15 protein-coding genes and 1 pseudogene are annotated in these 13999 nt (G+C 73.0%); 8 read left to right on the plus strand and 8 right to left on the minus strand.

The features are described from left to right. Nucleotides 1-13 precede the first annotated feature (13 nt). Together AB0F18_RS01235 and AB0F18_RS01240 are read right to left on the minus strand one after the other, a co-directional pair. Nucleotides 14-112 (minus strand): annotated as a pseudogene (locus AB0F18_RS01235) (lipase family protein); the annotation flags it as partial. Beyond that, complete coding sequence (locus tag AB0F18_RS01240; protein WP_362053300.1) at nt 69-233, minus strand: hypothetical protein; 165 nt, start codon at nt 231-233, stop codon at nt 69-71. The gene AB0F18_RS01240 and the pseudogene AB0F18_RS01235, both read right to left, overlap by 44 nt. A gap of 419 nt (nt 234-652) precedes the next feature. Between AB0F18_RS01240 and pgm the strand changes: the two genes are divergently transcribed. After that, nucleotides 653-2293 carry a phosphoglucomutase (alpha-D-glucose-1,6-bisphosphate-dependent) gene (pgm, locus tag AB0F18_RS01245; RefSeq protein WP_362053303.1) on the plus strand — a complete coding sequence of 547 codons (1641 nt, stop codon included), beginning with the start codon at nt 653-655 and terminating at the stop codon, nt 2291-2293. Nucleotides 2294-2372: 79 nt separating this feature from the next. On the opposite strand, the gene AB0F18_RS01250 is transcribed toward pgm, so the two are convergent. The 3 genes from AB0F18_RS01250 to AB0F18_RS01260 all read right to left on the minus strand — a co-directional run bounded on the left by AB0F18_RS01250 (nt 2373) and on the right by AB0F18_RS01260 (nt 6329). After that, on the minus strand, nt 2373-3596 hold the full coding sequence (locus tag AB0F18_RS01250; RefSeq protein WP_362053306.1) for a glycosyltransferase: 1224 nt from the start codon (nt 3594-3596) through the stop codon (nt 2373-2375). 408 nt (nt 3597-4004) lie between these two features. Continuing rightward, nucleotides 4005-5255, minus strand: a complete 1251-nt coding sequence (locus tag AB0F18_RS01255) for a glycosyltransferase family 2 protein (protein WP_362053308.1) — start codon at nt 5253-5255, stop codon at nt 4005-4007. A gap of 192 nt (nt 5256-5447) precedes the next feature. Further along, nucleotides 5448-6329 carry a GNAT family N-acetyltransferase gene (locus tag AB0F18_RS01260; protein ID WP_362053310.1) on the minus strand — a complete coding sequence of 294 codons (882 nt, stop codon included), beginning with the start codon at nt 6327-6329 and terminating at the stop codon, nt 5448-5450. Between the two features lie 216 nt (nt 6330-6545). On the opposite strand from AB0F18_RS01260, the gene AB0F18_RS01265 reads away from it, so the two are divergent. Next, the gene (locus AB0F18_RS01265; protein WP_362053313.1) at nt 6546-6860 is read left to right on the plus strand and encodes a metalloregulator ArsR/SmtB family transcription factor; all 315 of its coding nucleotides are present in this window, start codon (nt 6546-6548) and stop codon (nt 6858-6860) included. Next, entirely contained in the window at nt 6857-7273 is a 417-nt protein-coding gene (locus AB0F18_RS01270) for an SRPBCC domain-containing protein (protein WP_362053316.1), read from the plus strand. Before AB0F18_RS01265 ends, AB0F18_RS01270 begins: the two co-directional genes overlap by 4 nt. 43 nt (nt 7274-7316) lie before the next feature. On the opposite strand, the gene AB0F18_RS01275 is transcribed toward AB0F18_RS01270, so the two are convergent. Both AB0F18_RS01275 and AB0F18_RS01280 read right to left on the minus strand, forming a co-directional pair. Next, a complete protein-coding gene (locus AB0F18_RS01275; RefSeq protein ID WP_362053319.1) occupies nt 7317-8426 on the minus strand; it encodes a HAMP domain-containing sensor histidine kinase in 1110 nt (369 codons plus the stop codon). Then, a complete protein-coding gene (locus tag AB0F18_RS01280) occupies nt 8419-9114 on the minus strand; it encodes a response regulator transcription factor (protein ID WP_362053322.1) in 696 nt (231 codons plus the stop codon). The genes AB0F18_RS01275 and AB0F18_RS01280 overlap by 8 nt, the downstream gene beginning before the upstream one ends. Nucleotides 9115-9201: 87 nt before the next feature. On the opposite strand from AB0F18_RS01280, the gene AB0F18_RS01285 reads away from it, so the two are divergent. Genes AB0F18_RS01285 through AB0F18_RS01305 form a run of 5 tightly spaced genes read left to right on the plus strand, consistent with a single transcriptional unit; the run spans nt 9202 to nt 12998 of the window. Next, on the plus strand, nt 9202-10287 hold the full coding sequence (locus AB0F18_RS01285) for an endonuclease/exonuclease/phosphatase family protein (protein ID WP_362053325.1): 1086 nt from the start codon (nt 9202-9204) through the stop codon (nt 10285-10287). A 54-nt stretch (nt 10288-10341) separates the two neighbouring features. After that, a complete protein-coding gene (locus AB0F18_RS01290; protein WP_362053328.1) occupies nt 10342-11355 on the plus strand; it encodes an SPFH domain-containing protein in 1014 nt (337 codons plus the stop codon). Continuing rightward, nucleotides 11352-12251 carry a hypothetical protein gene (locus AB0F18_RS01295; RefSeq protein ID WP_362053330.1) on the plus strand — a complete coding sequence of 300 codons (900 nt, stop codon included), beginning with the start codon at nt 11352-11354 and terminating at the stop codon, nt 12249-12251. The genes AB0F18_RS01290 and AB0F18_RS01295 overlap by 4 nt, the downstream gene beginning before the upstream one ends. Continuing rightward, the gene (locus AB0F18_RS01300; protein WP_362053333.1) at nt 12248-12664 is read left to right on the plus strand and encodes an alcohol dehydrogenase catalytic domain-containing protein; all 417 of its coding nucleotides are present in this window, start codon (nt 12248-12250) and stop codon (nt 12662-12664) included. The genes AB0F18_RS01295 and AB0F18_RS01300 overlap by 4 nt, the downstream gene beginning before the upstream one ends. Before the next feature lie 7 nt (nt 12665-12671). After that, entirely contained in the window at nt 12672-12998 is a 327-nt protein-coding gene (locus tag AB0F18_RS01305; RefSeq protein ID WP_362053336.1) for a zinc-binding dehydrogenase, read from the plus strand. A gap of 26 nt (nt 12999-13024) precedes the next feature. Here the strand turns inward: AB0F18_RS01305 and AB0F18_RS01310 are convergent, their stop codons facing one another. Beyond that, nucleotides 13025-13930, minus strand: a complete 906-nt coding sequence (locus AB0F18_RS01310; RefSeq protein ID WP_362053339.1) for an endonuclease/exonuclease/phosphatase family protein — start codon at nt 13928-13930, stop codon at nt 13025-13027. Nucleotides 13931-13999 lie beyond the last annotated feature (69 nt).

Consider the following 13999-nt stretch of genomic DNA (forward strand, 5'->3'; position numbering starts at 1 on the left):
TCCAGCCGCGGGCCGCACGGGTCAGGAGCCTGTCGCAGGTACGGGGCTGACCGTAGGTGTAGATGCCGTCAGCCTGCAGGCGCGGGTCTTCGAGGTACAGGCGGCAGCCCGCGGGCCGTCGCCGCAACGGTCGCCTCGTCCTGGTAGGCCAGGGCCGCGGCCCGGACCATGCCGTAGGCGAGCCGGGTGCTGTGCGTGCGCGCGTCGTGGTCGATTCGGGTCGGTGCTGACACGGGGTTGCCCTTCCGTCGTCGGTTTCCTCCCGCCCGGGCCGGCCCCCGGGCGATGCGGGCCTGTGCCGGCCGGCCCGCGGCAGCGGCGTAGGGGTGGCGGCAACCGAGCGGGGAGCGGTGGCCGCGACGCTAGCCACCCCGCGCCTGGCCCCTGCCACACGATCGGGGAGGGCAGAAACGATCGCCCACCACCCGAACGGCACACCTCGGCCGCGCCGTGGCTACGGATCGGGTACACCTTCCGTCCGGGTTCCGGCGTCCTCCTCGGGCAAGGAGGAGCGGCGAACGTGGCCGGTGGGAGTCGTCCTCACTGGGTAGGCCGCGTGGAGGAGGTGGATCCCGGCCGCGTCCGCCTCCGGCAAGACCGTGGAGCGGCGCGGCCCCCGCCGGGGGTCCCGAGTGGACGAAGGAGCGAACCGATGTCGAATGAGCGAGCGGGGCAGCGGGCACGGGCGGAGGACCTCGTCGACGTGCCCCGGCTGGTGACCGCGTACTACGCCCTGCACCCGGACCCCGCCGATCCGGCCCAGCGCGTCGGCTTCGGTACCTCGGGGCATCGCGGCTCCTCCCTGGCCACCGCGTTCAACGAGGACCACATCGCCGCGACGAGCCAGGCCATCTGCGAGTACCGGGCCCAACAGGGCGTGGACGGGCCGCTGTTCCTCGGCGCCGACACGCACGCGCTGTCCGAACCCGCCCGTGTGACGGCGGTCGAGGTGTTCGCCGCCAACGGGGTGGAGGTCCTCATCGACACCGCGGACGGCTGCACTCCGACGCCCGCGGTCTCCCATGCCATCCTCACGCACAACCGCGGCCGCACCGGTGCACTGGCCGACGGGGTGGTCGTCACCCCCTCGCACAACCCGCCCGGAGACGGCGGCTTCAAGTACAACCCGGCGCACGGCGGTCCCGCCGGATCGGATGCCACCGGCTGGATCCAGGACCGGGCCAACGAGATCATCGCCGGCGGTCTGAAGGAGGTCCGCAGACTCCCGTACGCGCGCGCCCTCGCGGCCCCCACCACCGGCCGGTACGACTTCCTCGGCGCCTACGTCCGCGACCTGCCCTCCGTGCTCGACCTGGACGCCGTCCGCGCGGCGGGCGTGCGCATCGGCGCCGATCCGCTCGGCGGCGCGTCGGTCGCCTACTGGGGACGCATCGCGGAGGAGCACCGCCTCGACCTCACCGTCGTCAACCCGGAGACCGACCCCACCTGGCGGTTCATGACGCTGGACTGGGACGGGAAGATCCGGATGGACTGCTCCTCCCCGTACGCCATGGCCTCCCTGATCGAGGGCCGGGCCCGGTTCGACGTCACGACCGGCAACGACGCCGACGCCGACCGGCACGGCATCGTGACCCCGGACGGCGGGCTGATGAACCCCAACCACTACCTCGCCACCGCGATCGACTACCTCTACCGCCGCCGCGGGGGATGGCCGGCCTCCGCGGCGATCGGCAAGACCCTCGTGTCCTCGGGGATGATCGACCGGGTGGCCGCCGATCTGGGCCGGGAGCTGGTGGAGGTCCCGGTCGGCTTCAAGTGGTTCGTCGACGGCCTGGCCGGCGGCACCCTCGGGTTCGGCGGTGAGGAGTCCGCGGGGGCTTCCTTCCTCCGTCGTGACGGGTCCGTGTGGACCACCGACAAGGACGGCATCCTCCTCGCCCTGCTCGCCTCCGAGATCCTCGCGGTGACGGGGCAGAGCCCCTCGGAGCGGTACGGCGCGCTCACCGAACGGTTCGGCGCGCCGGCGTACGCCCGTATCGACGCCCCGGCCACCCGGGAGGAGAAGGCGGTCCTCGGCCGGCTGTCCCCGCGGCAGGTCACCGCGGACACGCTGGCCGGAGACCCGGTCACCGGCGTCCTCACCAGCGCCCCGGGCAACGGCGCGGCGTTCGGCGGGATCAAGGTGACCACGGACGCCGCCTGGTTCGCGGCCCGCCCCTCGGGCACCGAGGACGTCTACAAGATCTACGCGGAGTCGTTCCGGGGCCCCGGACACCTCGCCGAGGTCCAGGAAGCGGCGCGCTCGGTCGTCTCGGCGGCCCTGTCCGCCTGACCCTCCGTGCGGCACGAGGGAACGTGAGCCGTGCGCCCCCCGTGCGCCCTGCGCTCGCCGCGGTGCGCCGCGCCTGCGGCTACCTTCCCCGGGCGGCCACGTCGAGCAGCAGCCGCGCGGCGACCGTCGCGCCGTCGGTGCGTACCTCGGCGGCCGCGGCGGCCGCCCGTCGCCGGGTTCCGGGCGCCAGGGCGGTGGCGAGCGCGGCCGACAGCGATTCCACGGTGGGGGCCGGGCCGGTGTGGGCCGCACCGATGCCCAACTCGGCGACCCGGGCGGCCCAGTGCGGCTGGTCCGCGATCTGCGGGACCACCACCTGCGGCGTGCCGGCCCGGGCCGCCGCCGTGGTGGTGCCCGCACCGCCGTGGTGCACCACGGCGGCCATCCGGGGGAACAGCGCCTGGTGGTTGACCTCGCCGATGACGAAGCAGTCGTCCCGGTCGTCGGCCACGGCCAGGCCGGCCCAGCCGCGGGCGAGGACGACGCGGCGGCCGTGTGCGCGGGCCGCCTCGACGGCCAGCCGCGCGAGGTCCTTCGAGCGGTGCGGGCCCATACTGCCGAAGCCCACGTACACCGGGGGCTCACCGGCCGCGAGGAACACCTGCAGGCCGTCCGGGAGGGGCCGTTCGTCCGGGAGGATCCAGGCCCCGGTCTGGACGAGGTCGAGGTCCGTCATGTCCCGCCACGGGCCGAGGAATGGGTCCGCCGCGAGCCACGGCCGGCCGGTGAGGACGTGGTCCCGGACGTCGTCCACCGGCGGCAGGCCGGCCTCCGCCCGGTGCTGGTTGAGCGCCGCCCCGTACAACGCGTTCACCCGCTGGGAGTCCTGCCGCCACAGCACCTTGAGGTCGTTCTCCTCCGGCGGGGAGGGCGTGCCGGGCCGGCGCCCGGGGCGGAAGTGCGGTGAGGGCAGTCCGAAGGGGTGGAAGCAGGCGAAGACGTACGGGATGCCCAGCCGCTCGGCCACGTCGCGCGCTCCGGCCGGCATGAGGCCGGTGGCCAGGAGGACGTCGCATCCACCGGCAGCGGCGGCGGTGAGGGTGGCGAACCGTGCGGCGACCAGCTCCGGCGCGAGGCGGAAGGCGTCCTGCGCCGTCGGAGGCCTCTCGGCGGTCACCACCGAGCGGACCGGCGGGCCGAGCGGTACCAGCGGCACACCGGCCCCGGCCAGCAGCTCCGCGAACTCCTCGTCGGGCGGTGCGCACACCTGCGCCCGCGCTCCCAGTTCCCGCAACCGCACCGCGAGGGCGGCCAGCGGTTCGACATCCCCGCGCGACCCCCACGTCGACAACAGCACACGCACGTTTGCTCCCCATTCCCGCAGGTTGTGGCTTCGGTCGGCCATCGTGCGGTACGACCTGGGCCTTGCCGCAAGCCCCCCGGTGCGCTATACGGTGAAGAGGGAAGGGACACGGCTGCCCTGTGTGGAAGAGGCCCTGGCCAGCCCGGACGTGACGGTACGGGGCCTCCTGGCCGCGACCGGCGACGCCGGGCGGCGCGCCGGCGCCGTGGTGCGGCGCGTCACTTCATGACTGCGTCGGCGTTCCTCGCCGCTTCGCCGCGCGGCGAGGACTGGTCGGCCGCCGCCCGGACCGCCCGCGCCCAGCTCCGCCTGATCCGTCTGGGTCCCCTGCACTGGAGGGACTGACCGGCCGGGGCCGCCCGACGGGCGGAGGTCCCGCGCGGCGGCACGGCCCCGTGACGTCAGCGTTCAGTGGTACTCCTGGTAGATCGTCGGCGTGGGCCATTGCTGGTCCGGGTGGGGCGAGTGAGGAGGGTACGCCCATCCCGGATCGGTGTCGTAGCCGTCGCCGGGCGCGGGCGCCGGCGCGGGTACGGGGGGCTGCGCCGGTACCGGGGCCGGGGCCGGCGGCTGCGTCGTGCCCCCGGGCGGGACCTGGAGACTGCCGTAGCGCTCCATCCGCTGCCAGCGCAGGCGCGATCCGGCGATGGCGGTGAAGACGGACTGGATGACGACGAGGTACATCAGCTGGCGGTAGACGAACTGCTGGAGGGGGAGGCTCCAGAGGGGGCCGGGGCGCTCGTCGTCGAGGCGGAACGCGTACAGGCCCATCAGCACCTGCAGGAGCAGGAACGCCGTCCACAGGCCGACGATGCGCATGGGGTCGAGGAAGACGAGGCCGTAGACGGCGAACACGTCGACGACGGGCGCGAGCAGCGGCAGGAGGACCTGGAACATCAGGAGGTACATCAGGCCGCGTCGGCCGAGCTTGCCCGCCTGGCCGCGCTGGGTGAGGGCGCCGCGGTGCTTCCACATGGCCTGCAGGGTGCCGTAGCACCAGCGGTAGCGCTGCTTCCACAAGGCGCCCAGTGAGGCCGGCGCCTCCGTCCATGCCTTGGCGCGCTCCTCGTAGACGACCCGCCAGCCGTCTCGGCACAGGGCCATGGTGAGGTCGGTGTCCTCGGCCAGGGTGATGTCGCTGACGCCGCCGACGCGCAGCAGGGCCGCGGGCACGGTGGACGCCGGCCCTCGGTCGCGGGCCGCCCCGTCGGCGCTGGTGTCGAAGAGGTGCTGGGTGTAGCCCTGGAGCAGCAGCGCGGTCGAGAGGGTGAGGACCAGCGTCGTCAGGAGCAGCCAGTGGGTGCGCAGCGGAACGTTGCGTACGGTGCCGTGCCGGCCGCGGGCCCTGCTACGACGGGGGTTCTTGGACAAGGGGGGTTTCCTGCCTGGCGGTGCGGAATCAGGGGTGGGCGGTGGGCTTGCCGCCCTGGCCCGGTGCGGTACCGGAACGGCCGCGCGCCGTACTGGCCGGCGTCGGGGCGGGGCCGGCGGTGGCGCCGGTCGCCGGACCTGTGTCGGTAGAGGTTCCGGCTGTCCTGCCGGGTGCGGCGGTGGGGGACGCCGTGGCGCGGGTGGGGGACGGCCGGGGGCTCCGGCTGCCGCTCGCGGGCTTGCCGATGGCGGGACTCGGGGTGGTCCGCGCTGCCGGGCCCCTGACATCGGGGCTCTGCGGCGCCTGGGCGGACGGCAGGAAGGGTGACGACACCGAGGGTCCGCCCAGCAGGGTGCTGATGAGGAGGACGACGTAGCCCGTGTTCCGGGGTGCTGGGCCGGCTTGCGCAGGCCGGGGGTGCGTCAAAAGCAGGGACGGGCCGGGCGGGCTGATGTCCCGTCCGGCCCGTCCGCTCGCCGCTAGAGGTCGAGCTGATGCTGGTGTGTCGTGTGCGTGGGGGTGTAGCCGAAACCGTCGTTGATCTGTCTCATGTGCGTGTTGCTGTCGGCGGTGTCGGTCAGGAGGCCGTCGAGGTCCGGATAGTCCGCACGGGCCTGTCGGATCGACTCGGCCTTCATCCATCGGCCGAGGCCGTGTCCACGGTGCTCGGGCAGCACACCGGTGCCGTAGTGCTGGCCGTCACCCGTGCCGTTGCCGGGGATGACGAGTTCGGTGAACCCGGCTATCGAGCCGTTGGCGGCGTCGACGGCGACGACGGTGTGCAGGTGGTCGCCGCGCTGTTCGACGGCCTTGGCCGCGGCCCGCACACGGTCCACGTCCCAGGTCACGGTGCCGCAGTCGGTGTCCTCCATGGGCGTGTCGTCCATGGCGCGGCGTGAGGCGGCGAACGTCTCGGCGAGGTCGTCGGGGACGGTCCCCCGCCATGACATCAGCCGGTAGCCGGGATGCGGACGCTCGGTGATCTCGGCGAGGAGGGCCATATCCACGTCAGCCAGTGCCAAGCGGGTGTACCGCAAGGTGAGGACCTTCCGGAAACCGCGCGCCACCAGGAAACGGTCGCCGGGCGATCCGGCCTCGGCCTGCGCGACAACACAGCGCCGGGCATGGTCGCGGGCGGTGGCCACGGCGGTGTCGAGGAGCCTCGACCCGACGCGCTTGCGGCGCTCCGCGGGATGGACACGGAGGTCGAGCTCGGCCAGGTGCTCCTGTCCGGGGTCGGCGAACAGCCGCAGGAAGGCCGCCCCGACAGGGATGGAATCCGCGTCCGACGCCAGCCAGGCGAGACGCGGGCCGTGCGGCCCGTGAGCGGGGTCGGTCAGTGGGGTGATGCGAAGGGACAAGGTGTCTCCGTCGTGAGGAGGTGGCGATGGTCAGTACGCGAGCTCAACTCGTGGGCAATCCTGCGCATGCGCTCCACACCTCCTCGTCGACAGCGCCGGCCTGCCCCGATGCAGGCGGCTGGATGAACCTAGCCGGGCGCTCGGCCCCTCGACAACGGATTAAGGATGCGTCGGAAATCTTTGACGCGTCGGAGATTTCCGACCTATATTGCGGTCATGCCTACGGATGTGTTCGGCGTGCTGGCGAATCCGGTGCGCCGCAGACTGCTCGAAAGCCTGCGCGATGGACCTCGCTCCACCGGCGAGCTGGCCGGGATGTTCGAGCTCGGGCGGCCCGCCGTCTCCGAGCACCTGGCGGTGCTCCGTACCGCCGGACTGGTACGGGAGGAGCCGCGTGGCCGGCACCGCTTCTATCACCTCGAACCGGCCCGGCTGGCCGAGGTGAGCGAGTGGCTGCATCCGTTCGAGCGCTACTGGAAGCAGCGCCTTCAGGCGCTGTCCGATCTCCTGGACGAAGAAAGCGGAACATGACGACCGAGAACGACACGATCACCTGCGAGAAGTTCCTGCCCCACCCCCCGGCGGCAGTGTGGAAGGCCCTGACCGACCCCGAGCTGCACGCCCGCTGGTGGGCCGCCGGCGACATCAAGCCCGTCGTCGGGCACCGCTTCACCCTCGACATGGGCAACAACTTCGGCCACCAGTCCTGCGAAGTGACCGAAGTGGACGAGGAGCGCCTGCTGGCCTACCGGTTCGCCGAGGGCACCCTCGACACCACCATCACGTGGATCCTGCACGCGCGAGACGGCGGCACCCTCCTCGCCCTCGCCCACACCGGCTTCGACCTCGACTCCCCCATGGGGCGACAGGCGCTCGCAGGCATGGGCAAGGGCTGGCCCCACGTCCTCGACAACCTCGCCGCGGCCCTGGCCCGGACCGCCTGACCCGTCTCCCTACGGCGGATCCCGCCGCCCTCTCCCCCGGCGATCACGGTCGTGGTGGTGCACCGCTGCCCTGGTCCGGGGGCGCCACGGGCAGTTCCACCGTGATGTGGAGCCCGCCCGCGGGACGCGGGGTGAGGGTGAGGGTCCCGTCGTGGGCACGGGTGATGCTCTGGACGATCGCCAGGCCGAGCCCGACGCCGGCGTGGTCGGTGCGTACGCGTTCGGTGCCGCGCTGGAACGGCTCGGTGAGCGTGGAGACCAGTTCCGGGGTGATCGGCTCGCCGGTGTTCTCGACCGTGAGCACCACCGTCTCGGGGCGGATGCGGGTGGTCACCCGCACGCTGCCGTGTTCGGGCAGGTTGTGGACGATCGCGTTGTGCACGAGGTTCGTGGTCAGTTGCAGCAGGAGCGCCGGCGATCCGAGGGTGGGGGCGATGTCGCCGTCGGTCTCCAGGGTGACGCCGTGCTCTTCCGCGAGGGGAAGGAGCGTTTCGGCGGCTTCTTCCGCCATGAGGGACAGGTCGACGGGTTCCGGTGTGAAGGACCGCCGGTCGGCTCGGCTCAGCAGGAGCAGCGCTTCGGTGAGTTCGATGGCCCGGGCGTTGACCGCGTGGAGGCGGTCGATGAGCGGGTCGGCGGCGCGGCCCGGATCGGCGCGGGCCACGTCGATCAGCGCCTTCGAGACCGACAGCGGGGTGCGCAGCTCGTGGGAGGCGTTCGCCGCGAACCTCCGCTGTTCGGTGACGTGCGCTTCGAGCCGCGCGAGCATCGTGTCGAAGGCGTCGGCGAGTTCGCGCAACTCGTCCTGGCGGCCCGGCAGCCGGATCCGGTGGGAGAGCGATCCGTCCGCGGCCGTACGGGTGGCGTGCGTGATGCGGTTCAACGGGGCGAGCATGCGGCCCGCGAGGGTCCACCCGCCCAGGAGGCCGAACACCAGCAGGAAGGCCAGCACCCCGGCGGTCGCCGGGGCGTAGTCGCGCAGGATGACGGAGCGGATGGGCACGAATTCACCGGGCCTGCTCGAAACGACCTGGACATCGCGCAGGATGAACTCCCACACGGTGGCGAGCAGCAGGACGCCCGCGATCATGAGGAATCCGGCGTAGCTGAGGGTCAGCTTGAGGCGAACGCTCGGACCGGGTGCCCTATCCACGCTCCGCTCCCCCGGTTCCGGTGCCGGGCTCCGTGTCGATGCGGTAGCCGTGGCCGGGCACGGTGGCGATGAGCCAGGGCCGGCCGAGCCGTTTGCGCAGGGCGGAGACGGTGATGCGCACCGCGTTGGTGAAGGGGTCCGCGTTCTCGTCCCACGCGCGTTCCAGGAGTTCCCCGGCACTGACGACACCGCCTTCCGCGGTGACGAGGACTTCGAGCACCGCGAACTGTTTGCGGGTGAGCGCCACGTAGCGGCCGTCCCGGTAGACCTCTCTGCGGAACGGATCCAGCCGCAGGCCCGCGATCTCCCGCACGGGGGGCCTGGTGTGCGCACGCCTGCGGTCGAGCGCCCGGAGCCTGAGCACGAGCTCCCGCATCTCGAAGGGCTTCGTGAGGTAGTCGTCGGCGCCGATGCCGAACCCGGAGGCCTTGTCGTCGAGACGGTCGGCCGCGGTGAGCATGAGGATCGGCATGCCGCTTCCCGAGGCGACGATGCGTTCGGCGACCTCGTCACCGGAGGGGCCGGGGATGTCGCGGTCGAGGACGGCGATGGCGTAGCTGTTGACGCCCAGCATCTCCAGAGCGGTGTCGCCGTCACCCGCGATGTCGGCCGCGATCGCCTCCAGGCGCAGGCCGTCGCGGATGGCTTCCGCCATGTAGGGCTCGTCCTCGACGATCAGCACGCGCATGGGAGTGATGCTACGAGCCGGCGCATATCGTCGGCGTATCGAGAACCGCATACGTGCCGGCAACACCGTGTCGTCTTGACTGGCGCCATGTTGCACACGGCACCGTCAGAACGAACCACCGCCCGAGCGGCCGCGCGCATCCGCAGGGCGGTGCGCGCGACCGCTCGGCCCGGCCCCTGGAAGCGCGGACCGGTGCTCGCGGCGCTGGCGGTGCTGCTCGCCCTGACCCTGCTGCTGCACGCGCGGATCACGGACCGCTGGAGCCTCGGCAGTCTGGTCGAGACCTTCCTGCCGTGGTTCGGCCTGTGCGTACCGGTCCTGCTGGTCTGGGCGCTGCGGCGCCGCTCCGCCTCCGCGCTGGCCGCGCTGGTGCTGCCCGTCGCGGTGTGGCTGAACCTCTTCGGCGGGCTGGTCGGCGACCGCTCCTACACCGGCGGCCCCGCCGACCTCACCGTCGCCGAGCACAACGTCGACGCCGGCAACCCCGACCCGGCCGGCACCGCCCGCGCCCTGGCCGCCTCCGGTGCGGACGTGCTGGCCCTGGTGGAGCTGACCCCGCAGGCCCTGGGCGCGTACGAGAAGGGCCTGGCGGAGGCGTACCCCCACCGCACGGTGCAGGGCACGGTCGGACTGTGGAGCAAGCTGCCGCTGTCGGACACCCGGCCGGTCGACACGCAGATGGACGCCGGGCCGCTGGGGGCCGCCAAGCCGGCCGACGTGAAACTGGCCTCCAACCGGGCCCTGCGCACCACGGTGGCCACCGACCAGGGGCCGCTGGCGGTGTACGTGGCCCACCTGGGATCCGTACGTCTGATGCCCCGGGGCGGTTTCTGGACGGAGAGCCGGGACCGCAACGCGAGGGCGCTCGGCGAAGCCCTCTCGGCCGAGCGGAGCGAACGGGTGGTACTGCTCGGCGATCTGAACGGCACGGCCGATGACCGCGCGCTCGACGGCATCACCTCGCAGTTGCGCTCGGCCCAGACGGAGGCCGGGGACGGCTTCGGCTTCACCTGGCCTGCGAGGTTCCCGGTGGCGCGGATCGACCAGATCCTGGTCAGGGGGGTGAACGTGGAGGAGTCCCGGGTGCTGTCGGCCACCGGCAGCGATCACCTGCCGGTGGTGGCCGGCATCAGCTGGACGCCGGCGAAGCCGCGAGGCTTTTCGTCCTCTTGACGATATAACCCGCTCCCCCTTATCGTCGCATTGACGAAATGAAGGGGGTTGGCCATGGCCGACATCACCCGGCGCCTCGGCTGGCGTCATCTGCGCTCCGCGCCCACCGCCCACATCCGACACCACAGGCGCGGCCGGCTGGTCCACGACGGCCGGGGGCTCAGCTTCTGGTACCGGTCGCTGTCGGCGGCGCTGTCCGAAGTGCCCGTCGACGACCGGGAGCTGGCCATGGCCTTCCACGCCCGCACGGCCGACTTCCAGGACGTCACGGTGCAGGCCACCGTCACCTACCGGATCAGTGACCCGGCCGCGGCCGCCGACCGGCTCGACTTCTCCGTCGACCCGGACACCGGCAGCTGGCGCGGCGCGCCCCTGGAGCAGATCGCCACCCTCCTCACCGAGACCGCGCAGCAGCACACGCTGGACGCACTGGCCCGGACCCCGCTGGCCGCCGCTCTGGTGAATGGCGTCGCATCCGTGCGGCAGCGGGTCGCCGACGGTCTCACCGCCGAGCCCAGGCTCCCGGCCACCGGCATCGACGTGGTGGCCGTCCGGGTCGTGGCGATCCGCCCCGAGGCGGAGGTGGAGCGCGCCCTGCGCACCCCGGCCCGCGAGCAGATCCAGCAGGAGGCGGACCGGGCCACCTACGAACGGCGGGCCGTGGCCGTCGAGCGCGAGCGGGCCATCGCCGAGAACGAGCTGGGCAGCCAGATCGAACTGGCCCGGCGCGAGGAGCAGTTGGTGGACCAGCGCGGCATCAACGCCCGGCGCGAGGCCGAGGAGAAGGCGGCGGCGGACGCCGTGCGGACCGAAGCCGAGGCGGCCCGCAAGGTCCGCCTGGCCCGCGCGGACGCCGAGGCGGCCCGTGAGACGGGAGCGGCGCGCGCCGAGGCCCAGGCCGCCTGGCTGCGCGTGCACGACGAGGCCGGCCCGGGCACGCTGCACGCCTTGGCGGCGACCCGGCTGGCGGAGAACATGCCGCGGATCGAGAGCATCACGCTCTCCCCCGACGTCCTCACCGGACTCCTCGCCCGGCTCGGACGTCCGGACGGCGGAGCGGGCGAGTGAGCCTGGCCCCGCGGGCGGTGCTCGTACACCGCAGGACCGAGTACGAGGAGCTGCTCGCGCGGCACGGGACGCACGGGCAGGCCGCGTTCTTCCTCTCCAGCCGGGGCCGCTCCGTCGACGAGGTGCTCCGCCGCCACGACCGCACCCGACAGGCGCTGCGGGAGGTGGCGGCCGCGGTGCCGCTCACCTGGCGCAGCACCCGGGTGGAGCGGGCGGACCTGGACCGCTTCCTGTTCGGCCCGGAGGACGTCGTGGTCGTGGTCGGGCAGGACGGCCTGGTCGCCAACACCGCGAAGTACCTCCGCGGGCAGCCGGTGGTGGGCATCGACACCGACCCGGGGCGCAACCCCGGGATCCTGGTCCGTCACCGCAGCGCCGACACGGCCGCCCTGCTGCACGCCGCGATCGCCGCCGGGGGCCTGGCGGAGGAGCTGACCATGGTCGAGGCCGTCGCCGACGACACCCAGCGCCTCCTCGCGCTGAACGAGATCTACCTGGGCCCGCCCGGCCACCAGACCGCCCGCTACCGCCTGGGCCCCGAGGGCGAGGAGGGCCCGGGCGAGGCCCAGGCATCCTCCGGGGTACTGGTGGGCACCGGTACGGGAGCGACCGGCTGGCTCCGCTCCCTGTGGCTGGAGCGCGGCAGCACCGCGGAGCTGCCCGCACCGTGCGAGCGGCGGCTCCTGTGGTTCGTACGCGAGGCCTGGCCCTCACCCGCGACCGGAACCTCACGGGTCTCCGGTGAGCTGGGGCAGGGTCAGGGGCTGCGGCTGACCGTGGAAACGGACCGGATCGTGGTCTTCGGCGACGGGATGGAAGCCGACGCCCTGGAACTGACCTGGGGTCAGAGCATACGGCTGGGCATCGCGGAGACGTCGCTGCGCCTGGTGACGTGAACACCCCGCCGGGCCACGGCAGGACGGCCGGGGTCGGGCGCACCGCGGGGCGAGGACTGCGCCGGCAGCGCGGCTATGGCGGCCCGGAGGTTCTGGAGGTCGTCGAGACGGACCTGCCGACGCCGGGTCGCGGCGAGGCGCTGGTGCGCGTCCACGCGGCCGGAGTGAATCCGGCCGACTGGAAGGTCCGTTCCGGGGCGGTGCGGAAGTTCGGCGCCCCGCCGTTCACGGTGGGGCTCGACCTGTGCGGAGTGGTGGTGGCCGTCGGCGACGGCCGGACGGCGCGGTTCAAGCCGGGTGATGAGGTGTACGGTTGCGCGTTTCCGCCCCACGGCGCCCATGCCGAGTACGCCCTCGCACCGGTGGAGGCACTCGCCGCCGCGCCGGTGGGCATCGGCCGAGGCCGCTCGTGACGTCGACGTGGTCCTGGACCCGATCAGCGGCGAGTACGGGCCCCGGTCGCTGGAGACGCTCGCGCCGGGCGGGATCCTCGTCGACGTACGGGGCGCCGGTCCCGACCGGACTGCCGTCCGGGAACAGGCCGAGGCACGCGGCCTGCGGTTCGTCGAGTTCGGATTCACCCCGTCCGGCGCGGATCTGGAACACATCACCGACCTGGTGGAACGGGGCGGCCTCCGGGTCGCCGTCGATCGGGTCCTGCCGCTGGCAGAGGCCGCCAGAGCCCATGAACTCAGCGAGTCCAACCGCGTGACAGGAAAGATCGTCCTCACTCCCCGGGCGAATTGATCACGAGCGCCGGCGCTCCCCCGCCGTCAGGTCCGGTTCAGGTCGGTGTACAGCAGGTGGTGGTCCGAGTACGGGCTGGGGCGGACGCCGTGCGTGCGGGGGGTGATGCCGCGCAGGAACACGTAGTCGAACTTGCTGTTCCAGTCGGTGGTCGTCGTACAGGCGCCCGCGCCGGCGGTGGAGGGGCGGCAGCCGGGGTCCGTGTCCAGGGCCAGGGCCCACATCGGGCCGAGTTCGGGCGCGTGCGGCACGGCGTTGAAGTCGCCGAGGACGATCGCGCGCTCGTGGCGGGCGACCTCCGCGGCGAGCACCCCCACCTGGCCCGCGCGTACTTCTCCCTGCCGGCGCTCGGCGAGGTGGGTGTTGAAAACGCGGACGGGCCGGCCGCCCACCAGCGTGGTGACGGCGAGGTAACCGCGGTCCTCGGAGCCGCCGTCGGGGTATTCGACGCTCACCCGGTCCGTCATCGGCGCTGCCGAGAGGATCGCCTGGCCGAAGCCGTCCGGCCGCCACGGCAGCCCCCCGCAGCGGTTCCAGTTCCGCAGGACCGTCCCGTACTCGACCCGGTAGACCAGCCCGTAGACCTCCTCCAGGTAGGTGCGGAGCTCCTCGACGTCACGTACGCACGCCTCCTGCAGGCCGATGACCTGCGGCGCGTACGTGGCGATCTCCGTCGCCCGGCCGAAGTCGTGCCCGCTCCCGCCGCACGGGTTGCAGATGTTCCACGTGCCGACCCGGTCCGGTACGACCTCCTCGGCGGCGCCTGACGGCAGCGGCCTGGCGCGGGCGGCGGCGCCGCTCGGTGCGCTGGGGCCCAGGAGGAGCGCCACGCAGACCGCGGTCATCATGCCCGCGGCCCACCGCGCGCCCTTTCTCAGCACCATCGCCTCCCCGGAGTGGACGGACATCATCACACGGTGCACTCGACGCATGATCGAGGTGCATCGTTTGATTGAAATTCTTACGAATACAGGTCGACTGGCCGGAAATCCTTGCCCAAT

Origin of the sequence: Streptomyces sp. NPDC029216, assembly GCF_040648015.1 — a bacterium.
Classification (GTDB): domain Bacteria; phylum Actinomycetota; class Actinomycetes; order Streptomycetales; family Streptomycetaceae; genus Streptomyces.